The 20,702-nt window shown below is 40.4% G+C and carries 21 protein-coding genes and 2 pseudogenes; 20 read left to right on the top strand and 3 right to left on the bottom strand.

From position 1 onward, the window contains the following. Positions 1 to 15: 15 nt before the first annotated feature. Together ACQRBH_RS00835 and ACQRBH_RS00830 are read left to right on the top strand one after the other, a co-directional pair. The gene (locus ACQRBH_RS00835) at positions 16 to 1,848 is read left to right on the top strand and encodes an ABC transporter permease (RefSeq protein WP_427760663.1); all 1,833 of its coding nucleotides are present in this window, start codon (positions 16 to 18) and stop codon (positions 1,846 to 1,848) included. 292 nt (positions 1,849 to 2,140) lie between these two features. After that, on the top strand, positions 2,141 to 2,665 hold the full coding sequence (locus ACQRBH_RS00830) for a YgjV family protein (protein WP_427760661.1): 525 nt from the start codon (positions 2,141 to 2,143) through the stop codon (positions 2,663 to 2,665). A 10-nt stretch (positions 2,666 to 2,675) separates the two neighbouring features. Here ACQRBH_RS00830 and ACQRBH_RS00825 read toward each other — a convergent pair whose 3' ends face one another. From ACQRBH_RS00825 to ACQRBH_RS00815, 3 genes are all read right to left on the bottom strand, one after another. Then, entirely contained in the window at positions 2,676 to 3,056 is a 381-nt protein-coding gene (locus ACQRBH_RS00825; protein ID WP_427760739.1) for a hypothetical protein, read from the bottom strand. Positions 3,057 to 3,122: 66 nt separating this feature from the next. Continuing rightward, on the bottom strand, positions 3,123 to 4,175 hold the full coding sequence (gene arsB, locus ACQRBH_RS00820) for an ACR3 family arsenite efflux transporter (protein ID WP_427760659.1): 1,053 nt from the start codon (positions 4,173 to 4,175) through the stop codon (positions 3,123 to 3,125). A 93-nt stretch (positions 4,176 to 4,268) separates the two neighbouring features. Beyond that, on the bottom strand, positions 4,269 to 4,592 hold the full coding sequence (locus ACQRBH_RS00815) for an ArsR/SmtB family transcription factor (protein ID WP_427744202.1): 324 nt from the start codon (positions 4,590 to 4,592) through the stop codon (positions 4,269 to 4,271). Between the two features lie 176 nt (positions 4,593 to 4,768). Between ACQRBH_RS00815 and ACQRBH_RS00810 the strand changes: the two genes are divergently transcribed. The 18 genes and pseudogenes from ACQRBH_RS00810 to ACQRBH_RS00725 all read left to right on the top strand — a co-directional run bounded on the left by ACQRBH_RS00810 (position 4,769) and on the right by ACQRBH_RS00725 (position 20,701). After that, the gene (locus ACQRBH_RS00810) at positions 4,769 to 5,086 is read left to right on the top strand and encodes an ArsR/SmtB family transcription factor (protein ID WP_235233070.1); all 318 of its coding nucleotides are present in this window, start codon (positions 4,769 to 4,771) and stop codon (positions 5,084 to 5,086) included. A gap of 80 nt (positions 5,087 to 5,166) precedes the next feature. Continuing rightward, positions 5,167 to 6,105, top strand: coding sequence for a CobW family GTP-binding protein (locus tag ACQRBH_RS00805; protein ID WP_427760657.1), 939 nt, complete (start codon positions 5,167 to 5,169; stop codon positions 6,103 to 6,105). Between the two features lie 9 nt (positions 6,106 to 6,114). Then, positions 6,115 to 6,345: a thioredoxin family protein gene (locus ACQRBH_RS00800; protein ID WP_427760655.1), complete on the top strand. Its 231-nt coding sequence runs from the start codon at positions 6,115 to 6,117 to the stop codon at positions 6,343 to 6,345. Positions 6,346 to 6,419: 74 nt separating this feature from the next. Beyond that, the gene (locus ACQRBH_RS00795; RefSeq protein WP_235233073.1) at positions 6,420 to 6,632 is read left to right on the top strand and encodes a (2Fe-2S)-binding protein; all 213 of its coding nucleotides are present in this window, start codon (positions 6,420 to 6,422) and stop codon (positions 6,630 to 6,632) included. A gap of 51 nt (positions 6,633 to 6,683) precedes the next feature. After that, positions 6,684 to 7,697 carry a permease gene (locus tag ACQRBH_RS00790; RefSeq protein WP_427744208.1) on the top strand — a complete coding sequence of 338 codons (1,014 nt, stop codon included), beginning with the start codon at positions 6,684 to 6,686 and terminating at the stop codon, positions 7,695 to 7,697. Positions 7,698 to 7,912: 215 nt separating this feature from the next. Further along, a complete protein-coding gene (locus ACQRBH_RS00785; protein ID WP_427760653.1) occupies positions 7,913 to 8,536 on the top strand; it encodes a TetR/AcrR family transcriptional regulator in 624 nt (207 codons plus the stop codon). Positions 8,537 to 8,555: 19 nt separating this feature from the next. Further along, on the top strand, positions 8,556 to 9,653 hold the full coding sequence (locus ACQRBH_RS00780) for a radical SAM protein (RefSeq protein ID WP_427760651.1): 1,098 nt from the start codon (positions 8,556 to 8,558) through the stop codon (positions 9,651 to 9,653). A 25-nt stretch (positions 9,654 to 9,678) separates the two neighbouring features. Next, positions 9,679 to 10,617 (top strand): DMT family transporter, encoded by a 939-nt coding sequence (locus tag ACQRBH_RS00775; protein ID WP_427760649.1) that lies wholly within the window; start codon positions 9,679 to 9,681, stop codon positions 10,615 to 10,617. A gap of 163 nt (positions 10,618 to 10,780) precedes the next feature. Beyond that, positions 10,781 to 11,338 carry a flavodoxin domain-containing protein gene (locus ACQRBH_RS00770; RefSeq protein ID WP_427760647.1) on the top strand — a complete coding sequence of 186 codons (558 nt, stop codon included), beginning with the start codon at positions 10,781 to 10,783 and terminating at the stop codon, positions 11,336 to 11,338. Between the two features lie 66 nt (positions 11,339 to 11,404). After that, positions 11,405 to 11,950, top strand: a complete 546-nt coding sequence (locus tag ACQRBH_RS00765; protein WP_427760645.1) for a GNAT family N-acetyltransferase — start codon at positions 11,405 to 11,407, stop codon at positions 11,948 to 11,950. Then, positions 11,940 to 12,173 carry a hypothetical protein gene (locus tag ACQRBH_RS00760; RefSeq protein WP_347375891.1) on the top strand — a complete coding sequence of 78 codons (234 nt, stop codon included), beginning with the start codon at positions 11,940 to 11,942 and terminating at the stop codon, positions 12,171 to 12,173. The genes ACQRBH_RS00765 and ACQRBH_RS00760 overlap by 11 nt, the downstream gene beginning before the upstream one ends. Then, a pseudogene (locus ACQRBH_RS00755) lies at positions 12,166 to 12,547 on the top strand (hypothetical protein); the annotation flags it as partial. The gene ACQRBH_RS00760 and the pseudogene ACQRBH_RS00755, both read left to right, overlap by 8 nt. Further along, entirely contained in the window at positions 12,490 to 13,395 is a 906-nt protein-coding gene (locus tag ACQRBH_RS00750) for an ABC transporter permease (RefSeq protein WP_427760643.1), read from the top strand. The pseudogene ACQRBH_RS00755 and the gene ACQRBH_RS00750, both read left to right, overlap by 58 nt. A 95-nt stretch (positions 13,396 to 13,490) precedes the next feature. Then, entirely contained in the window at positions 13,491 to 14,375 is an 885-nt protein-coding gene (locus ACQRBH_RS00745; protein ID WP_427760641.1) for a MerR family transcriptional regulator, read from the top strand. Beyond that, positions 14,350 to 16,406 (top strand): annotated as a pseudogene (locus ACQRBH_RS00740) (ATP-binding cassette domain-containing protein). The gene ACQRBH_RS00745 and the pseudogene ACQRBH_RS00740 overlap by 26 nt, the downstream one beginning before the upstream one ends. A gap of 74 nt (positions 16,407 to 16,480) precedes the next feature. After that, complete coding sequence (locus ACQRBH_RS00735; protein ID WP_427760639.1) at positions 16,481 to 17,107, top strand: TetR/AcrR family transcriptional regulator; 627 nt, start codon at positions 16,481 to 16,483, stop codon at positions 17,105 to 17,107. Positions 17,108 to 17,196: 89 nt separating this feature from the next. Further along, the gene (locus ACQRBH_RS00730; RefSeq protein WP_427760637.1) at positions 17,197 to 18,477 is read left to right on the top strand and encodes an MFS transporter; all 1,281 of its coding nucleotides are present in this window, start codon (positions 17,197 to 17,199) and stop codon (positions 18,475 to 18,477) included. Continuing rightward, positions 18,452 to 20,701 (top strand): FtsX-like permease family protein, encoded by a 2,250-nt coding sequence (locus tag ACQRBH_RS00725; protein ID WP_427760635.1) that lies wholly within the window; start codon positions 18,452 to 18,454, stop codon positions 20,699 to 20,701. The genes ACQRBH_RS00730 and ACQRBH_RS00725 overlap by 26 nt, the downstream gene beginning before the upstream one ends. Position 20,702 lies beyond the last annotated feature (1 nt).

Genomic DNA, 20,702 nt, shown 5'->3' with positions numbered 1-20,702 from the left:
ATCGGTTATCGGTTTTTGTTTCAGATTGATACAGAGTATGCAAAAGATACAGAGAAAATCGAAGATAGTATCAAACAGTTAGCAGAGCAGTTTGATGTATCTGAACAGGATTACAGAATCAATCAGGATTATTTGTGGGCGAATTACGTAGATCCTTCTTTTCTGCCGATTATGGTTGGCATTATGCTGATTATTATCCTGGCGGGGATGATTACGATTTACAGTATTTACTATATCACCATGGGGGATCGTGTGCAGGAGTTGGGAAAGATAAAAGCAATCGGTGCAACGACAGGACAGTTGAGAAGAATCGTTTTGCTGGAAGGATTTCTTGTTGCCGCAATCGCAGTTCCACTCGGACTTTTGACGGGTTCTCTGTTAGCCCGATACGTATTTGGATGTATTTTCAAGTTGTACCAGAATGAGAATATGATGATGTCTACGATTCAGGAACTGATTCAAAGAGGAGAAATTAAGCTGATTGTTCTGTGGATCTATCTGCTCGCAATCGGAGTTGCGATGCTTACGGTTTTCCTGTCACTACTTCGCCCTATGGGAATCGCTGCGAAGGTCTCTGAAGTGGAAGCTATGCGATACCGGAGTGAACAGACAAAGAAAAAAATCAGAAAAGGATACTCTGATATTACCGTCACTCGTCTTGCCATGATTTGTCTTGCGGGTAATAAGAAAAAGAGCTTGATTACGATCTGTTCTATGGCCATTACAGGATTATTATGTATGGTGGTTGCAACGGTATTGTCATGCGCCGATCCAAATGAAGCGGCAGATCATTCAGTCATGGGAGAATATCAGATTGCTCCGATCATAGATAACAACGACAAAGAGCATCCGGAACTGGAGTGGAGTCAGGTGCAGCAAAACAATCCGCTTACGGAAGAATTAAGAGAACAGATTTTACAGATTGACGGAATCGATTCTGTGGAATGTTATCTGGGAAATGATGCGGAATCGGATGCATTTGATGGCAACAGAGAAGGAATGCTCGGAGTTCCTGAAAGCGGGAAAGAGTTACTGGAAGATGGTATCATAGAAGGAAATGCCACTTACGAGGAGCTAAAGAGTGGAAATAAAGTAATCATAGATAAGAATCTGCTCCACTGGTATCCGGACCTGAGCATAGGAGATGTTATCGATGTCGTAACCTGGGACGGTGGCGAGAAGTGTCGGAAACAATTGGAGATTGTAGCGATCGGAGACTATGATCTGGGATTTACAAGGTATAACTATCTCATCATGGCAGAGGAGGGGCTTCACTCCTTCAGCGGGTATAATCTGAATATGTATTACCGTATCTTTGCAAACAAAAAATATGATGCAGATGTAGAAGCAAAGCTGAAGACGATTATTGAAGAAAATGGAAGAATTCAGATGGAGACCTGGAAATCCTATTATGATGAGTGGAAGTCTTCGATGACTTTGACAAGAGGTGCATGCTATGCATTTCTTGGAATCCTGGGTGCGATCTGCATCATGAATATGATCAATACGATGATTCATAGCGTCCATGTCAGGAAAAAAGAAATCGGTATGCTGCAGGCGGTCGGTATGACAGACTCGCAGCTTTTGAAAATGCTGCAGTTCGAAGGCTTATTTTATACAGTTGGAACTCTGATCGTCGCAGTCGGCGGCGGAAGTCTGGCAGGATACCCGGTTTTCTTATGGGCAAGAGAACATGGAATGTTCAGTATCAGAAATTATCATTATCCTCTGGAAGTAACCCTTATTATGGTTGCCCTGCTTATATTTGTGCAGATCATCCTGGTAGTTGTAATTGAAAAATCGGTGAAGAAGGAATCGCTGATCGACAGAATACGATTTGCCAATTAAGATAATTCCGTGTAAAACAGGTCGAAATCCGTGTGATGAAGGCCTGTTTTTTTCGTTCGGTGATAATATAAGAAAATGATTGGAAGAAAGGTGGAGAAAAGAGTGATATGAGAAACGAGATTAAAATGAAACAGTATGGTCTGTCCGAGATTTTTGAAAAGTTGGCGGATCAATTGCTCTGAGTTGTTTAATATGTTGATGAAAATATAGGATTGAATTATAATATTTCATAAGAGCAAATGAGATTATTTTGTGAAAAACTGGAACAACTAATCGGAAGGAGAAACGGCAGATGGAAAGTAATGTGGGGATACAGGCGATTGGACTGGCTGGTACGGTGCTGTTTTTTATGTCTTTCCAATGTAAAACCAACAAGAATTTGTTTAGAGTGCAGTTTTTATCATATTTGTGCTATACCACTCACCTTCTTTTATTAGGAGCGATTACAGGCGGAATAAGCTATATTTTAAATACTTTCCGTTCATTTTGTCTTGGAAGTAAGATAGAATTCGCACGTAGCAAAAAAATGTGCATGATTATTTGTACATTGCAGATTGCAGCACTTATTATTACTTGGTCAGGGTGGATATCTCTCTTGCTAGTTGCAGCAAATATTGCATCAACCATCGGAGGATATACATATAACGCACGCAAAATACGAATTGCAGGTATGTTTGTAAATTCTCCTCTGTGGATCATATACGATATCATAGTTGGTTCATGGGCAGGAATTCTAGATGAGATTTTCAGTGAAGGCTCAATGATCATCTCAATTGTTCGTTATGGATGGAAAAATCTTGACAAAGTTAATGAATAACCTCTGATTATTATTTATGATAATATTCCTTCATATGGAGGATGAGGAGTCCTGCGATTGCTGCTCCTATATATGCGACTGCAAGCCCTATTCCAAACTCGGAGGTAAAATAATTTGTATATTTTCCGGTTACTGTTATAGAATCAAAAATTGACTGCACAGACTGCACAAATACATTATGACTGGCATGAATCAATACTGCGGGCCAAAAACTCGGTGCTTTTAAACATAGATAATTTGCTGTAATCGTAAATCCCATTACTATGAGAAAGAAGCATAGCAAAGAATAGGGGATGTTTCCCTTGTTATAGTTCGAAAAAAGAATCACAGGGGCATGATATAAAAACCAGACACTGCCGATGATTACAGATGCCGTCTTAAAAGGTACAATCTGCCTGATGGAATACTTGCCGAGCGTTCCAATACCGGTGATTCATGCGAAACCATAAACATAAGATTACTTTTGGGGAAACCAGTGCGTAGTATTGTTCGCAATTTTTACCAGAGTTAACATTACAGGAACTTCTGTCAATACGCCGACTGTTGTGGCGAGTGCGGCAGGGCTGGTTGTACCAAACAATGCAACAGCGACTGCAACCGCCAATTCAAAGAAATTGGATGCTCCAATCATTCCGGCTGGAGATGCTATGTTATGTGGTAGTTTCAGTAACTTGCAGGCTCCATAGGCAATAAAGAAAATGAAAAATGTCTGTAAAATCAGTGGTATTGCAATCAGCACGATATGAAATGGATTTTCAAGTATCACTTCGCTCTGACCCATAAAAATCAATATGAGTGTGAGTAATAATCCAATGGTTGTTGCTGAATCAAATTTGTGGATAAATATATTTTCAAAATAGTCTTTACCTTTGTTTTTTGTTATCAATATCCGGGTGAGGATACCTCCGGCTAGTGGAATAACTACAAATAACACAACACTGAGGATTAACGTATCAAAAGGAACTGTTACGTTCGATACACCTAACAAGAACTTTACAATAGGAACAAAAGCAATCAAAATAATCAGATCATTTGTTGCCACTTGAACGACTGTGTAAGCCGGATTTCCATGTGTCAGTGTACTCCATACAAAGACCATAGCAGTACAAGGTGCCGCTCCGAGCAAAACTGCTCCTGCCAGATACTCGGTTGCCAGTTCTGGTGTGATAAATCCTTTAAAAATTATAAAAAAGAACAAGGATGCAAATCCATACATGGTAAATGGCTTAACAAGCCAGTTGACAATCCATGTGACAAATAGACCTTTTGGATTTTTGCCGACATTTTGTATGCTCTGAAAATCTACTTTCAGCATCATTGGATAGATCATAACCCAGATAAGTATAGCCATTGGGATAGAAATCCGGGCATATTCAAATTTGTTCAAAAGTGTCGGAAGTGCAGGAGCAAAATGTCCTAGCAGGACACCAACAATCATGCATAGGAATACCCACACTGTCAGGAATCGCTGGAAAAAATTAATATCTGTATTTTTTTCTTCTTTTATCATATTCATTCCTCCTTAAATTGAATTATAGAAATTATTCTATTTGATGATTATATGAAAACCGATGCTGATTGTTTCTTAAAAAAAGCATCGGCTTCAATCGCAATCACAATGACTGATTTTATGGCATATACAGTCAGCCTTGTCTGAAAAAATGTGTCCGAGAGTCTGGTAAAATGAATCCAACTGTTCTTTGTTCAGGGAGTAGTAAGTATTTTTCCCATCTCTTCGATCCGTTATAATATTTGCCTCAATCAATACTCTCATATCATGAGACAACGTAGGCTGAGTGATATGGAATTCTTCCAGAATTTTGCATGCACACAATTCTCCACATGATAACATGTCAACAATTTTTAGACGTTTAGGATCTGAAATGGCTTTTAAAATCTTACCTAATTCTTTATATTTTTGTTCCAAATTGCTTACCCCTTACTTAATCATAGAAATATTTCTATTTGTTATTATATGCCCTTATTTAGAACAGGTCAATATCAAATTGAAAAAATTCTATATTTGTATTGACAAATATCTTTGTAAGTAATATTATGATCATACATAGAAGATGTTCGATGTATTAAAAAAGGGAAAAGATTATGGATATAGATTATATACAGTATTCGAAAATTTTTAAAGTTTTTTCTGATCCAAAGAGACTTAAGATCATTGATATGTTGTCTAACGGAGAATTATGTGCGTGTAAAATACAAGAAGAATTTCAGATTACACAGCCGACTTTATCACATGATATGAAACTGCTTTGTGATGTAGGAGTTGTTATCTCACGAAAAGAAGGAAAGTGGATGCATTACTCTTTGAATTTGGAAAAAATGAATGAAATTTATAAAGTGATAGGCAAGTTAATGGTGCCAGATGAATTTCAGAAAATTGTAGATTGTGATTGTAATAAATAGATAATAACCGGCTTTATGCCGGTAAAAAAATATAAAATAAATAGAAAGATTCGAATGTATGAATGTAAGGAGGAAAAAGAATGGAATCTGCAAACACACAATTATATGTATTGACAGGTTTTCTGGGTGCAGGAAAAACAACGGTTCTTTTGAAAATTCTAGAACAATTAAAAGGACACAGGGTAGGAATTATTCAGAATGAATTTGGAAAATTGGGAATAGATGGAACTATTCTGCGTAATGATGATATTCAGATGGTGGAGATTAACAGAGGTTCGATTTTCTGTTCCTGCCTGAAACTTAACTTCGTAAATGCACTGAGTGAAATGGCACAACAGGATTTTGAATATTTATTTGTGGAAAGTTCCGGTCTCGGAGATCCATCTAATGTGGAGGAGATACTTCAGGCAGCACAGGCAGTTTCGGGGAAAGAATATGATTTTAAAGGAGTTATCTGTTTGATTGATGCTGTGAATTTTATGGAGCAATTGGATGATCTGGAGACAGTGTATCGTCAGTTAAAGCATTGTCATCTGTCTGTTATTACAAAATCAGATCTTGTTGATAATGACAGAATTCAGGAACTCAGGAAGAAAATCAGAGAAATTAATCCGGTTTGCAAAATTGAAATCAGCAATATGGGGGAACTGGATTATGGATTTTTAAGGGAAGACTTACTTCTTTATCAATGGGCAGAAGGAGAAGAAACCACCAATTCCGAAGAGACAAAGCCGAAAACACTGTTTATGGACTTTGAAGGTGAAATCAAAAAGGATGTGCTTGTTTCGTTTTTGAATGAAATGATTCCAGATGTTTATCGCATCAAAGGATTTTTCAAAATCGAAGGACAAGGCTGGAGTCAGGTAGATGTTGTGGGCAGTAAAATTGATTTCAAAGAATGTGACAGTTGTGAAAAATCACAGTTGGTATTTATATCTAAAATTGGTCCGGCGATTATTAAGAAAATATTTGCGGCGTGGGAAGATAAGGTTGGTTTAGAAATGAAGTTGCGAAATTAGGAGGAAACAATGAATATCAAAGTAATTGGTACAGGATGTGAAAAATGTGATAGGCTCTATGCAAATGTACAAGAGGCTTTAAAGATAACCGGATGTGTTGCTGAGGTTGAAAAAATAGAAGACTTAATGGAAATTGTAAAACTGGGGGTTATGACATCACCGTCAGTGATGATTGATGGGAAATTAGTAGTATCAGGCAGGGTCGCTAAGCCAGATGAATTAGTAAAGATAATGAAATAAGGATTTTTACAATCTGAATTTACTAATACTTATGGTTCAAGTGATACTATATAGGATAAGAAATGGAGTAGATTATGGAAAATAACGAACTTATATGCTATTGCGATAATGTGACTAAGGGAGAGATAATTGCAGCTATGGATCAAGGAGCAAAAACACTTGCTGATATCAAAAGAATGACAGGTGCGTGTTGCAGTTGTAAATGTTCTGAGTTGAATCCTAGCGGTAAATGTTGTGCACAAGACATTGCACTTGTAATGAGAGAATATTTATTGAGTAAAAAATAGGCTGATTATAAAATTGAGGAATGTGAGATGAAATAAATGGCAGAGGAAATAATGGAAGCTATAAAAACGATAGGGCTATTTATTCAAGATCAGGTATTGGGAATGAAATGGCTAAATGTGGTGATTCGTAACAGTTTATCTGCGATAGGAGTAGATGTTTCAACAAAGGCAGGTGGCAGTGTACAGTTTTTCATCTATGATGTAATTAAGATTACTGTGTTATTGTGCTTTTTGATTTTTGTAATTTCTTACATTCAAAGTTATTTTCCGCCGGAACGAAGTAAGAGAATTCTGGGGCGTTTTCATGGGATAGGGGCGAATATGATTGCTGCGCTTCTCGGAACAGTAACACCATTTTGCTCTTGCTCTTCGATTCCATTATTTATTGGTTTTACAAGTGCAGGACTTCCTTTAGGAGTTACTTTTTCCTTTTTGATCTCTTCACCAATGGTCGATCTGGGAAGTTTAGTACTTCTTATGAGCATTTTTGGGGCAAAGGTTGCTGTTGTTTATGTGATTGTAGGACTGATTATTGCTGTTATTGGCGGTACATTAATTGAAAAAATGCGCATGGAAAAATATGTGGAAGAATTTATCCGTACTGCAAGTGCAGTAGATATTGAAGCACCGGATTTAACAGTTAAGGATCGATTGATTTATGCAAAAGAGCAGATGACCGACACGTTTCGGAAAGTATTTCCATATATTCTTGTAGGTGTGGGAGTCGGTGCCGTGATCCATAACTGGATACCGGAACATATCATTCAGACTGTTCTTGGAAGTAATAATCCATTTGGAGTCATTCTGGCTGTGTTAGTTGGTGTTCCAATGTATGCAGATATATTTGGAACAATCCCGGTTGCAGAGGCATTACTGGCAAAAGGAGCTCAGCTTGGAACAATTCTTAGTTTTATGATGGCGGTTACGACACTTAGCCTTCCTTCCATCATTATGCTTAAAAAGGCGGTAAAACCAAGATTATTAGGCTTGTTTGTTGGAATTTGTACAGGTGGCATTATTGTGGTTGGATATTTGTTCAATATATTTCAATATCTATTGATATAATACGGGGATTAAGATATGAAAAAGTATGAAGTATCAGATGTAGAAAAACTGTTTCACAAACTTGGATATTAGTGAGGCGGAAAAATTTCTTCTAAGATGATATACTAAAAACTTATGTAGAATACTTGACAACTAGTAATCACTAGTCTAGAATATAAATGGACTAGTGATTACTAGTTTTTTCTTGCGATGAATTATGAGACAGGAGGAAAGCGATGACAACTAAGGAAAGGATTACGGAAGAAGCCTTAACCCTCTTTGCAGAAAAGGGTTATAAAGGAACAAGTGTAAAGAATATTGCCGATGCAGTCGGGATTAAAGATGCTTCGTTATATAACCATTTTAAGAGTAAGCAGGAGATCTTTGATTCTATTGTGGAGCTGATTTTGGAACATATATCAGGTCTTTCGGAGACATTGGGAATGCCTCAGTACGATAACGGATATACATCCGCTTCTGTGTTTTATGAAAAATTGGATCTTGAAGGACTCAAGAACCTTTCGAGGGAGGTATTTGTCTTTTATCTTACTGATTCATATATTTCTAAGTTCTGGAGGATTGCCCATATGGAGCAATATACAAATCCCAAGATCTATACGATATTCAGGAAGATATTTATGGAAAATGCGATTTCCTATCAGGAAAGGTTGTTTGAGGAGATGATGGAACAGGGCGTATTCTATCGGGGAGATGCAAAAGCAGCGGCGCTCAATTTCTATTCTCCAATTTATTTACTTTTGTCCATGTACAATAATCAACCGGAACACAAGGAAGAAGCTCTTGAAATACTTGACCGGCAGATAGAAGAATTTTTCCGAATCTATCGGAAGAAGGATTAGGAAGTGGAGGAACATAAAGATGGAAGGAAAGATGGATCTACAGGAATATATGACAGCTGGTGTTGAAAACATCATGAAAAATGCAGTAAAAGTTACTTTGACTAATCCGGCACAGAGTATTTTTATGACTAGGTTTGCAGTGGCGGCGAAAGCAGCATCCAGAAAACGGGCGATGTCTGAAAAGGAAGGAGAACATATTCCTGCTTTTCTGATTGCCAGTATAACGAGCAGTTGTAATCTGCATTGTGCAGGCTGCTATGCCCGGGCGGCTCATTCCTGTGCAGATACGGAACCCGTAGAACAGCTTTCTACACAGGAGTGGGATCATATTTTTGAGCAGGCAGAAGAGATGGGAATCAGCTTTATCCTTCTGGCTGGCGGAGAACCGATGATTCGAAGGGATGTTATAGAGAAGGCAGGAGACAGACAGAATATTTTATTTCCGATTTTTACAAACGGAACACTTATGAATGATACATATTTCAAAATGTTAAAAAAATGCAGGAATCTGGTTCCAATATTCAGTATTGAAGGTAGAGAAAAACAGACGGATGCCAGAAGAGGGGAAGGTGTATATGAGAAGGTTCTCTCTGCCATGGAAGAAATGCAGAAAGAGAAACTGCTGTTTGGCTCTTCTGTAACGGTTACAAAAGATAATCTGGAAGAGGTAACGTCTGATGCATTTATAAAAAAACTGGAAGAACGAGATTGTAAAGCTTTATTTTTTGTAGAATTTGTGCCGATGTCACCGGAGCTTAAGGAGTTAGCGCCGGGAGATGTAGAACGGGAGTATATGAATCAGCGTCTTGTAGAAATCAGAGAAAAGTATCAGGATATGATTTTTTTGTCTTTCCCTGGAGATGAAAAATCATCCGGCGGCTGTATTGCGGCAGGAAGAGGATTTTTCCATATTAATTCTCATGGAGGCGCAGAACCATGTCCATTTTCCCCATATTCGGATGTGAATGTAAGAGACACATCTTTGAAGGATGCACTGCACTCTGGTCTATTCAGGGAATTACAAAGCAATGGAACATTGTTGGATGATCATGTTGGTGGTTGCGTTTTGTATGAGAATCGAGAGAAGGTGGAAAGATACTTCGATCGTGATTTATAATCAAAATATATCAAAGAGAGAGTTAATGAAAATGAAAAAATGGAATGATACGTCACAAATATTTACAAAGCCCTATTTGGTCTGCATATTTGCACTGATTTGTTGTTTCCTTTGGGGAAGTGCATTCCCGAGTATTAAGATTGGATATCGCCTTTTTCAAATATCGGATGCAGATGCAATGTCCCAACTGTTATTTGCCGGTTATCGATTTACACTGGCAGGAATTATGGTCATCTTGATAGGAAGTTTCATAAAGAGAGAATTCCTTTATCCAAGGAAATCTTCGTGGCCGATGGTAATAAAACTTGGGTCTGTTCAGACGGTTTTGCAATATGTGTTTTTTTATATGGGACTGGCACATACATCGGGAGTAAAAGCTTCTATTATAACTGCATCCAATGTCTTTATTGCGATTTTTCTGTCAGCGCTTATTTTTTCTGAGAAATTGTCAATTCATAAGTTCGTCGGTTGCCTGCTTGGATTCATAGGTGTTATTTTTATTAATCTGGAAGGTGGAGGATTAGATCTTCAGGTGTCTTTAACCGGAGAAGGGGCGATGTTCGTATCGGCATTCGCAGCGGCACTTTCTTCCGTGTTAATAAAGCAGTATTCGGAAAAAGAAGAGACTTTCACGCTCTGCGGTTATCAATTTCTGATTGGTGGAATTGTTTTGACTTTAATCGGACTGCTGAATGGCGGGAATGTAACAGGTTTTACACCGGCTTCGACTTTATTATTAGGATATTTAGGTCTTATATCTTCAGTAGCATATTCCTTATGGAGCCTTCTGCTGAAATATAATCCGGTCGGTAAAGTGGCAGTATTTGGATTCAGCAACCCCATGTTTGGAGTGATTCTTTCTGCTATATTGTTAGGTGAAAAAAATCAGGCTTTTACTTTGAGGGGATTGTTAGCTTTGCTCCTTGTTTGTAGTGGAATTCTGATTGTGAATCGTAGTGAATGATTATTTCATCAGTGCCCATTTTGAGAAACAGGCCAGTTAATATTAACAGAATATCTATATAATTGACACAATTATCTGTATTAGTGTGATATCTCTGGAAGAGCATATCTGTTACAATATTGTTAAGAGGATGATTAGCTCATAGATTGGGATTAAGAGAAAAATGAAAGTAGGAGTGGATGAGATGTCAAAAGCTATCATTATATATGGATCAAACTATGGAACAACCAGAAGGTATGCAGAGGAATTGTCTAAAAGGACGGATATTTTGGCGGCTTCTTATGATAAGGTTGATATACCAAAAGATTGTGAGGTCATCGTTTACCTTGGCGGGTTATATGCAGGTGGGGTAAAAGGATTAAAGGAGACACTGCCGGCAATTTGCAAGACAGCGTATAAAAGATTCGTTATCGTTACAGTCGGTCTTGCGGATGTAGAAGATGTGGAGAATATTAATAATATCCACAATGCCTTACAAAACCAGCTTTCTTCTGAAGTGTATGAGAAGGCGGAACTATATCACTTAAGAGGCGGAATTGATTATAGTAAGTTGAGTTTTCTGCATAAGACGATGATGAAGCTGCTTTACACAAAGGCTAAGAATCTGCCGGAGGATAAAAAGAATGCAGAAGTCAGAGCGATGATCGAGACATATGGAAAGCAAGTGGATTTTGTGGATTTTAAGAAGTTGGATATCATAGAACAAAGTTTATTCAAGTAAAAGGTTGGAAGAAATGTTCTGGTATTGATCTAGAGAGAGTGAACCATAGGGGAAGGAAGTGGAAGCATGGAATTTATAACAGAAAGATTAATCTTACGTCCCTGGGAGGATACAGATGCAGAGAGTCTGTATGAGTATGCAAAAGATCCCAGAGTTGGTCCAATTGCAGGATGGCCGGTCCATACCAGTGTTGAAAACAGCCTTGATATAATAAGAACTGTCTTATCGGCGCCAGAGACATATGCTGTGTGCCTGAAGGAAGATAATAAAGCAATTGGCAGCATTGGTCTTATACCACCAATGCAGTCCCATACAGTTGCTGCAGAAGATGAGATCGAAGTAGGATATTGGATTGGAGTTCCTTTCTGGGGAAATGGTTACATTCCTGAAGCAGTAAAAAGATTACAGCGGCATGCTTTTGAAGGCCTGGGATGTAAGGCAATGTGGTGTGGTTATTATGAAGGCAATGAGAGGTCAAGACGTTGTCAGGAAAAGTGCGGATTTATCTACCATCATACAGAAGAGAATAAACACTGCGAATTGATGGGGGATATTCGGACAGAACATTTCACATATATCACAAAGGAGCAGTGGTCAGCTGATGAAAATTAAGAGATTAAGTCATAGGAAACTAGGTTTTGTGATTACAGGAAAGATGCAGAACGATGGAGACATTCAGTATATACCGATGGAATACAGAATGGAAATAAATGCAAACTGTCCATGCTCCAAAACAAAATGTATCCGTCACGGAAGATGCAATGAATGCAGAGCCCACCATGCAAAGCGTAACAGACCACGTCCCTGTGAGAGAAAAGGAGAAAAATATGCATGAAGTGAAGGCAAAAGGAATCCTTTCTGCCCAGAATGGGATGAACATATACAGAGGGTGTACTCATGGCTGCATCTATTGCGATGCCAGAAGTACCTGTTATCAGATGGATCATGCGTTTGAAGACATTGCTGTAAAGGTGAATGCACCGGAACTTTTAGAACAGGCCCTTCGCAGAAAAAGGAAAAAGTGTATGATAGGGACAGGGGCCATGAGTGATCTATATCTTCATCTGGAGAAAGAGCTTTGCCTGACGGATGACACCGATTCTGCCGTTCATTAATGATACAGAAGAGAATATCCGAAGCATACTTAGTGCATGCAGGAAAGCGGAAGTATATGGGATCATGACTTTTGGAATTGGTTTAAAGATAAAGGGATGTTTTTTACTTCTCTGATCACGCCTTTGATTCTTTTGGTGCTGTATGGCACATTTTTGAGCAATGTCTATGAGGACACATTCCGCAGTGCCCTGGAAGCGGCAGGAACTACTGTGTCCGATAAACTGATCGGCGGCTGTGTCGGTGGAGAACTGGTCTCATCCCTGCTGGCTGTGAGCTGTGTGACAGTAGCATTTTGTTCTAACCTTCTTATGGTGCAGGATAAGATCACCGGTGCCAGAAGAGATATAACGATCGCACCTGTAAAACCCAGCACGCTGGCTCTGAGTTATTATCTGTCTACTTTGATCTCCACGATGCTGATCTGTTTTATTGCTACAGGTGTATGTCTAGGGTATCTGTCATATGTGGGATGGTATCTGACTGCTGGTGATATTGCGAAGCTGTTTTTGGATGTAGTTTTACTGGTACTATTTGGTACAGCACTGTCTTCCTGTGTGAATTTCCCACTATCTACCCAGGGGCAGGCTTCTGCAGTAGGAACAATCGTTCGTGCAGGATATGGATTTGTCTGTGGTGCCTATATGCCAATCTCTCAATTTCCGGAAGGGCTGCAGAAAGTAATTTCTTTTCTGCCGGGTACATACGGAACCAGCCTGTTGCGTAACCATGCTTTGCGTGGAGTGTTTGAAGAAATGGGCAATCAGGGATTTCCGGATGAAATAGTGGAAGCTATCCGTGACAGCGTAAATTGTAATCTATACTTTTTTGGTGATAAAGTAGCGTTAAGCAATATGTATGTGATCCTGATCAGTGCCATTGTGATTGCCATAGTGATCTATGTGGCAATGAATGTACTGCTTGCAGGAAAAAGAAAGGGATAATATGATTCATAAAAGATAAAGAAGGGCCTTGACTCTCCCCATATGGGGAGACTGTACAATAATTCCAGAACAAGTTGAAGGAGGAATTATTTATTATGAGAATGCGGAAAGAACATAACTGTGAAGAAAAGGAAGTAAATAGTCATCTGTATAAGATTGGGATGTTTGCACAGATGAATCACGTTACCATCAAGACACTTCGCTTCTATGAGGAGCAGGGACTTCTCACACCTGCGTATGTCGATGGAGAAAACGGATATCGTTATTATACGATGGATCAGATGGCTGTTCTGCACCGAATCACGGCATTAAAACAGGCGGGATTTACCATTGAGGATATTAGAAAATTGGGTGACAGTTCTGATACGGTCTCGTTCTTAAATCGGAAAAAAGCTGAGATTATGTCGAAGATTGCAGAACTGACGATGCAGATGGCTATGATAGACGGATATCTGACAGGAGATGATGATGCGCTGCAATCACCGGTTCTGATTAAGAAGATTCCGGCGGTCGTGGCTGCGACTATGGAGAGTCGTGTGGAATCTTATGACGCGTTGTTTGATCTGATGCCAGCTCTGGGAGCACAGATGGAGGAACTTGGATGTGAATGTGCTCTCCCGGAATACTGCTTTACCCATTATCTGGAACCAGGATATAAAGAAGAACAGATTCTGATCGAGGTGTGCGAGGCAGTCACAGAGAAAAAGGCGGATACTGACTATGTGAAGTTTAGGGAGTTTCCGGAGATCCAGGCAGCCTGTATCTATCATAAAGGCTCTTATAATGAATTCCCGCATACTTATGCAGTGATCCTACAGTACATTGAAGAAAATGGATACGAAATCTGTGGAAATATCCGTGAAAAATATATTGATGGTGTCTGGAATAAGGATACAGAAAATGACTGGCTCTCAGAAATACAGATTCCGGTAAAAAAGACAGGAGAAGAGTATTATGCAGGCAGATCATATTTTGATTAAAGGGTTGAAGCAGAACAATCTGAAAAACGTATCACTGGAGATTCCCAAGAATAAGATTGTAGTATTTACCGGTGTGTCTGGTTCCGGCAAATCCAGCATCGTGTTCGACACGATTGCCGCAGAGAGCCATCGGCAGATGTCGGAATGCCCAATATCGGCCCGGCATCGTACTTTTCTTTTAATAATCCGAACGGAATGTGCAAGACCTGTGCCGGTATCGGAAAGATCATGGAACTGGATATCCATAAGCTGATCAATGAAGAAAAGACCTATGATGAAGGCATCTTTCATCTGCCGGCTTTCGGACCGGGAAAATATTACTGGAAGCTGTATCGCAGACCAGATTTGTTTGATGTCAATAAGAAATGGAAAGAACTTTCTGAGGAAGAGCAGAATCTTCTATTATATGGCAGCCGTACAAAAGATGGAGAACGAATCGATAAAAAGCTGGAAGGTGTCTACAATCAATTTAAACGATTGTGTCTGATGAAGGGACCTGAAGAACAGAATGACTATACCCTGAGAAAGATTAATCAATTCATGGATGAGATCGTATGTCCAGACTGTAAAGGAGCCAGATTGAATCCAGAGGCATTGTCCTGTCGTATCAACGGATATAATATTGCTGATATGTGTGAGATGGAGTTTTCACAGCTTTATGAGGAATTAAAGAAGATTACAGATCCAAGAGCAGAATCCATTGTAAGATCATTTACAGATGCCCTGGGGCGTATGATCGACATAGGGTTGCCATATCTTAGTATGAACCGGGAATCTTCTACCTTATCCGGTGGGGAGGCGCAGCGGTTAAAACTGGTTCGTTATATGGGAAGCTCACTGACCGGCATGATCTATATCTTTGACGAGCCAAGTACGAGGATGCATCCGCGGGATGTGCATCGTATGATCCGGCTGCTTAAGAGCCTCAGAGATAAGGGAAATACAGTTCTTGTGGTAGAACATGATAAGGATATCATCCGTATTGCAGATGAGGTGATCGATGTAGGTCCGCTCGCAGGTAAAGCAGGAGGACAGATCTTGTTCCAGGGAAGCTATGAAGCATTGCTTTTATCTGGAACATTAACAGGAGATGCTATGAAAGAGAAGATTCCTGTGAAGATCAATCCAAAGGAACCGACCGGATGGCTGCCAATCCGTGACGCGTCTGTTCATAATCTGAAGCATGTGGATGTGGATATTCCGCTTGGAGTACTCACGGTCGTGACCGGGGTTGCGGGTTCTGGCAAATCCTCACTGATCCGGGATGTTTTTGCAAAACAATATAAAGAACAGGTGGTATTAGTCGATCAAAGTGCAATTACTGCGACCGGCAGGTCTACCGCCTGTACTTATCTTGGCTTTTTTGATGAAATCCGCAGAGTATTTGCAAAAGCCTGCCAGAAGGATGTGGGGCTGTTTTCATTCAACAGTAAAGGAGCGTGTCCTGCATGCAAAGGAAGAGGAACAATCACTACAGAGCTTGTATTCATGGATCCGGTAACGACAGTCTGCGAAAGCTGTGGGGGAAAGCGCTATAGTGACGAGGCGCTGAATTGCAGGTATAAAGAGAAAAATATCGTAGAAGTGCTGGATATGAGTGTGGAGGATGCAGCAGAATTTTTCGCAGATCATGTGAAGATCCGTAAACAGCTGGAAGCACTTTTAGAAGTAGGGCTTCCTTATCTGTCGCTTGGGCAGCCATTGTCAACGTTAAGCGGAGGAGAACGCCAGAGAGTGAAACTGGCAAAGGAACTGCGCGGTAAGGGAAATGTCTATGTGCTGGATGAACCGACGACTGGACTTCATGCCTCAGATATTCAGAAACTTATGGCATTATTTGATTGTATGATCCGGCGTGGCAATACCGTGATTGTCATTGAGCACAATACGGATGTCATGAAGATGGCAGACTATATCATTGATATCGGGCCGGATGGAGGAACACTGGGAGGTGAAGTCGTTTTTACAGGGACACCTGCTCGGATGATGGAAGAGGGACAGACGATTACTGCGAGATATATACGAGATTGACAAATCCAGTTTTCCTGTGTATACTAAGAACCGACAGATAGTCGGTTCTTAGGCTGTAGGAGAGAAGAAGTCATATGCGGATAGTGAAGGAAGCAGAGGAAAGAAAAGAAGAGATTCTGGACGCAGCTGAAAAGCTGTTTGGTACCAAAGGATTTGACCATACCAGTACGAATGATATTCTGGAGGCAGTGGGCATTGCCAGAGGTACGCTTTATTATCATTTTAAATCAAAAGAAGAGATCCTGGACGGTGTCATTGAGCGGATATCCAATCGTCTGATGTTAGATGCGGGAAAGGTGATCCGAGACACAGAGCTGCCTGTTTTGGAACGGCTGACGAAGGCGATATTGGCATTGAATGTGGAATCGGAGATTGGTCATGAAGTAATGGAACAGGTGCATCGTCCGCAGAATGCACTCATGCATCAGAAGATGCAGCAGCAGCTTCTGGACGGGATTACCCCTTTGTTTTCTGAACTGGTTGAAGAGGGTGTGCGTCAGGGAATCTGTCATACTGATTATCCCGGAGAGGTTGTGGAGATGACCCTGATTTACGCCAATACCGCATTTGATGAGCTTAACATGGAAGGTTTAAGTCAGGAGAAAAGAGAGCAGAAGATTGATGGTTTTATATATAATATGGAACGCCTGATGGGAATGGAAGAAGGAAGCCTTCAAGATACCATAAGGAAAGTTTTTTAGGAGAGCGTATTATGTGAGTTCTCCTTCTTTTTTAAATCTGTATAGACAGATTGTCGGTCTGTAAAGGGAAATAAAGAGAGGAATTTTTAATGGAAAAGAAAAGTAATTTTAAGCGATTCTTATTATTGTGGGCAGGAGAATTGCTGTCATCTATCGGGGGAGGGCTTACCAGTTTCGGTCTGGGAGTCTATGTATTTCAACAGACGAAAAGTGCAGCGTCGATGGCGATTGTTACCTTGCTTGCCTTTCTGCCGACATTGATTTTAAGTGTACCTGCCGGTGTGCTGGCGGACCGGTACGATAGGAGACTTCTTATGATGATAGGTGACGGATGTTCTGCGTTTGGAATTTTGTATATCTTTTTCTGCATACAAAGAGGCGGAGCAAGACTTACGGAAATCTGTATCGGAATAGCAATAAGTTCGGTATTTGCATCACTTTTGGAACCTTCTTACCGGGCAACGATTACAGATCTTCTGGATGCCGAAGAATATTCCAGAGCCAGCGGACTTGTAGGGCTTGCCGGGAGTGCACGATACCTCATCTCCCCAATTTTTGCTGGTGCACTTCTGGCAGTATCGGACATTCGGATTTTATTAGTGCTTGATATCTGTACGTTCTTTTTGACGGTTATTTGTACTGGAGTGGTACGCAGGGCAATCGAAAGAACAGTTATAGAGAATCGGGCTCCGTTTTTTGAGGAGTTTAAAATAGGATGGAAAGCAGTTGCAGAGAAAAGAGGTGTTCTGATCTTGATTTTTGTGGCTTCTGTCATGACTTGTTTTATGGGTGCTTTTCAGATTCTGGCAGAACCCTTAATTCTGGATTTTGCAGACAGTGCAACATTAGGAGTTGGAGAGACTGTCTGTGCCAGCGGTATGCTGGTTTCCAGTCTGTTTCTGGGAATATGTGGGATAAGAAGAGGATATGTCAAAGTATTGTCCGCTTCTCTGGTAATTGCAGGGATTTCAATGGTAATTTTTGGAATAAAAGAAAATATCTATCTGATCTGTGGGTCAGGATTCTTGTTTTTCGCTATGCTTCCATTCGCCAATAATTGTCTGGATTATCTTGTGCGCACGAATATCGAAGATGAGCTGCAAGGAAGAGCCTGGGGCCTGATCGGATTCCTTTCACAGATCGGATATGTAGTCGCTTATGGAATCGCCGGGATCCTTGCGGATGGAATTGGAGAGCAGATGAACATTGGTGTAGGACGAGGAGCCGCAGCCGTTATCATGATATCGGGGGTGATGCTTAGTATTCTGGCATTAGCCATATATCCGGTCAGGGATGTACGTCTGCTGGAAGATGCCGGTATGCAGGCAGAAGGAGGAATGTGTTATGAGAAAAAGAATGATATGGAATGATATTATGGGAAATCGATTACTTTCTGTTACGACATGGGTCTTTATGGCTGCCAGTGCGTTCTTGTTCGGACTAACCTGCTTTTTATCTGTTACCCTGCTGGGTTCTGTAAATACACTCATGGAAGAGGCGCAGACACCGGATTTTCTTCAGATGCATACAGGAGAGATTTCGGAAGAAGAGCTGACCCGGTTTGCAGAAACGAATCCGGATGTCCATGCGTTTCAGGTGTTACGCTTTCTAAATCTGGAAAACGGAACTATTTTTTTAAACGGCCAGTCTTTGAGTGACAGTACACAGGATAATGGTGTATGTGTACAGAGCAAAAAGTTTGATTTTCTGCTGAATCTTGAGAATCAGGTGATGGAAGTCTCTGACGGCGAGATCTATGTTCCGGTCTGCTATCGCCAAGAATATGATCTTCACACAGGTGACAGAGTGGAGATTGGAGATACTTCTTTTGAGATTGCAGGTTTTCTCAGAGATTCACAGATGAATTCTAAGATGGCATCTTCGAAACGTTTTCTTGTGAGTGAAGCGGATTATATGCGATTACAGAAAAAAGGAAGTGAAGAATATCTGATAGAATTCCTTCTGGAAGATGGAGCAGATGTGGGAGTCTTTGCAACAGAATATACAGATGCAGGATTACAGGCAAACGGTCCGGCAATTACAAGACCTTTGATCTTTATGATGAATGCACTTTCGGATGGACTGATGATTCTGGTCATACTTCTTGCCAGTGTTGTGCTAGTCTTGATTGCTGTTCTTTGTATTCGTTTTACACTGCTTACACAGTTGGAGAAAGACCGAAAAGAGATTGGAATGTTGAAGGCAATTGGAATTTCGAAAAGAGATATCCGACGGATTTATTTTATAAAATTTCTTGGCTTATCAGGACTGGGAGCTGTGACGGGGCTGGCTTTTGCAGCTCTGACAGAAAAGGTGGTATCGTCGCATATGCAAGAGTTATACGGGCCATCCCAACATACAGTTATTCCACTTTTGGTTGCTTCTACAGGGATACTATTGACAGAAGGAATCATTCTCTTTTCAATCAGAAGAACTTTAAAACATATAGAAAGATTATCTGCTGTGGAAGCTTTGATTGGACAGCAGGAAAGGCGAAAGATCGGACAAAATCTGATCGTAGTACTGGTGATTGGATTAGGAGTATTTCTGATGATATTGCCTCAGAATCTGCTAAGTACCATTTCTTCTTCTGCTTTTGTAACTTATATGGGAATCGGAGATGCAGATATCCGTATGGATATCCGACAGACAGACGATATTGCCGGAAAAACAGAGCAAATAGAGAGAATCTTATCTGAAGATGAGAGGGTGAAACGCTTTGTTACGCTACATACAAGTACGTGCAGGATTACTTTGCCGGATGGTTCTTCTGAGAACATGAATGTGGAACAGGGAGATCATACGATATTCCCAGTGACTTATGCAGAAGGGTCAGCACCACGGAAAAAAGGGGAGATTGCATTATCTTATCTTTGCGCAGAGGAATTGGGAATGTCTGTAGGAGACATGCTTGCTTTGTCTGTGGAAGATGATAAATGGGAATATCGGATCTGTGGCATCTATTCGGATATCACCAATGGGGGAAAGACAGCGAAGGTGGCCGTTCTTCCAAAAGAGGGAGAACTGATGTGGGGCATCTGTTATGTGTCATTGGAAGATCAAGTAGAGAAGGAATCCTGGATCCTGGAATATACGGATATTGCATCGGATCAGGGTATTAGTGCACAGACCGTGGATATCCAGGAATATGTGGAAGATACTTATGGACAGACGATCCGGGAAGTGCGCATGGCAGCAAGGATGGCAATACTGATGGCAATTCTTGTGATTGTTGTGGTGGTAATATTATTTACCCGACTTTTCATAGCAAGAGACCGCTATGATATTTCTTTACAAAAAGCGATTGGAATTGCTGCCAGGGTAATCCGAACATCTTATGTCATTCATTATATACCGGTGGTGTTCATTGGAATTGTGGCAGGGGTTCTGTCCGGGAATCTGCTGGGTGAATATGTGGCCGGCATATTGTTAAAGTCTCTGGGAGCGACAGGATTTCATTTTCAGATTGACCCTTGGATTGTCTGTGGATGCATTCCTGGCTTTACAGTGGCTGCAGTTCTGTGTGCGATCTTAATTGGATTGTCAGAGGTGAAATATATCAAGGCTTATGAGTGTTGTGTTGGAAAGGAGTAGA

It is taken from the genome of Bariatricus sp. SGI.161 (assembly GCF_050313695.1).
In the GTDB taxonomy this organism is placed as follows: domain Bacteria; phylum Bacillota; class Clostridia; order Lachnospirales; family Lachnospiraceae; genus JAFBIX01.
Note: the sequence above shows the minus strand (reverse complement) of the source record. Positions and strands in the feature narration are given on the sequence as shown.

Excerpts from the sequence above, each read along its gene's own strand:
- ACQRBH_RS00750 (WP_427760643.1), top strand. The coding sequence starts at position 12,490 with ATGCAGGAAAGCGGAAGTATATGGGATCATGACTTTTGGAATTGGTTT.
- ACQRBH_RS00775 (WP_427760649.1), top strand. The coding sequence starts at position 9,679 with ATGAAAATGAAAAAATGGAATGATACGTCACAAATATTTACAAAGCCC.
- ACQRBH_RS00745 (WP_427760641.1), top strand. The coding sequence starts at position 13,491 with ATGAGAATGCGGAAAGAACATAACTGTGAAGAAAAGGAAGTAAATAGT.
- ACQRBH_RS00810 (WP_235233070.1), top strand. The coding sequence starts at position 4,769 with ATGGATATAGATTATATACAGTATTCGAAAATTTTTAAAGTTTTTTCT.
- ACQRBH_RS00790 (WP_427744208.1), top strand. The coding sequence starts at position 6,684 with ATGGAAGCTATAAAAACGATAGGGCTATTTATTCAAGATCAGGTATTG.
- ACQRBH_RS00730 (WP_427760637.1), top strand. The coding sequence starts at position 17,197 with ATGGAAAAGAAAAGTAATTTTAAGCGATTCTTATTATTGTGGGCAGGA.
- ACQRBH_RS00725 (WP_427760635.1), top strand. The coding sequence starts at position 18,452 with ATGAGAAAAAGAATGATATGGAATGATATTATGGGAAATCGATTACTT.
- ACQRBH_RS00830 (WP_427760661.1), top strand. The coding sequence starts at position 2,141 with ATGGAAAGTAATGTGGGGATACAGGCGATTGGACTGGCTGGTACGGTG.
- ACQRBH_RS00800 (WP_427760655.1), top strand. The coding sequence starts at position 6,115 with ATGAATATCAAAGTAATTGGTACAGGATGTGAAAAATGTGATAGGCTC.
- ACQRBH_RS00805 (WP_427760657.1), top strand. The coding sequence starts at position 5,167 with ATGGAATCTGCAAACACACAATTATATGTATTGACAGGTTTTCTGGGT.
- ACQRBH_RS00770 (WP_427760647.1), top strand. The coding sequence starts at position 10,781 with ATGAAAGTAGGAGTGGATGAGATGTCAAAAGCTATCATTATATATGGA.
- ACQRBH_RS00780 (WP_427760651.1), top strand. The coding sequence starts at position 8,556 with ATGGAAGGAAAGATGGATCTACAGGAATATATGACAGCTGGTGTTGAA.
- ACQRBH_RS00760 (WP_347375891.1), top strand. The coding sequence starts at position 11,940 with ATGAAAATTAAGAGATTAAGTCATAGGAAACTAGGTTTTGTGATTACA.
- ACQRBH_RS00785 (WP_427760653.1), top strand. The coding sequence starts at position 7,913 with ATGACAACTAAGGAAAGGATTACGGAAGAAGCCTTAACCCTCTTTGCA.
- ACQRBH_RS00795 (WP_235233073.1), top strand. The coding sequence starts at position 6,420 with ATGGAAAATAACGAACTTATATGCTATTGCGATAATGTGACTAAGGGA.
- ACQRBH_RS00765 (WP_427760645.1), top strand. The coding sequence starts at position 11,405 with ATGGAATTTATAACAGAAAGATTAATCTTACGTCCCTGGGAGGATACA.
- ACQRBH_RS00735 (WP_427760639.1), top strand. The coding sequence starts at position 16,481 with ATGCGGATAGTGAAGGAAGCAGAGGAAAGAAAAGAAGAGATTCTGGAC.
- arsB (WP_427760659.1), bottom strand. The coding sequence starts at position 4,175 with ATGATAAAAGAAGAAAAAAATACAGATATTAATTTTTTCCAGCGATTC.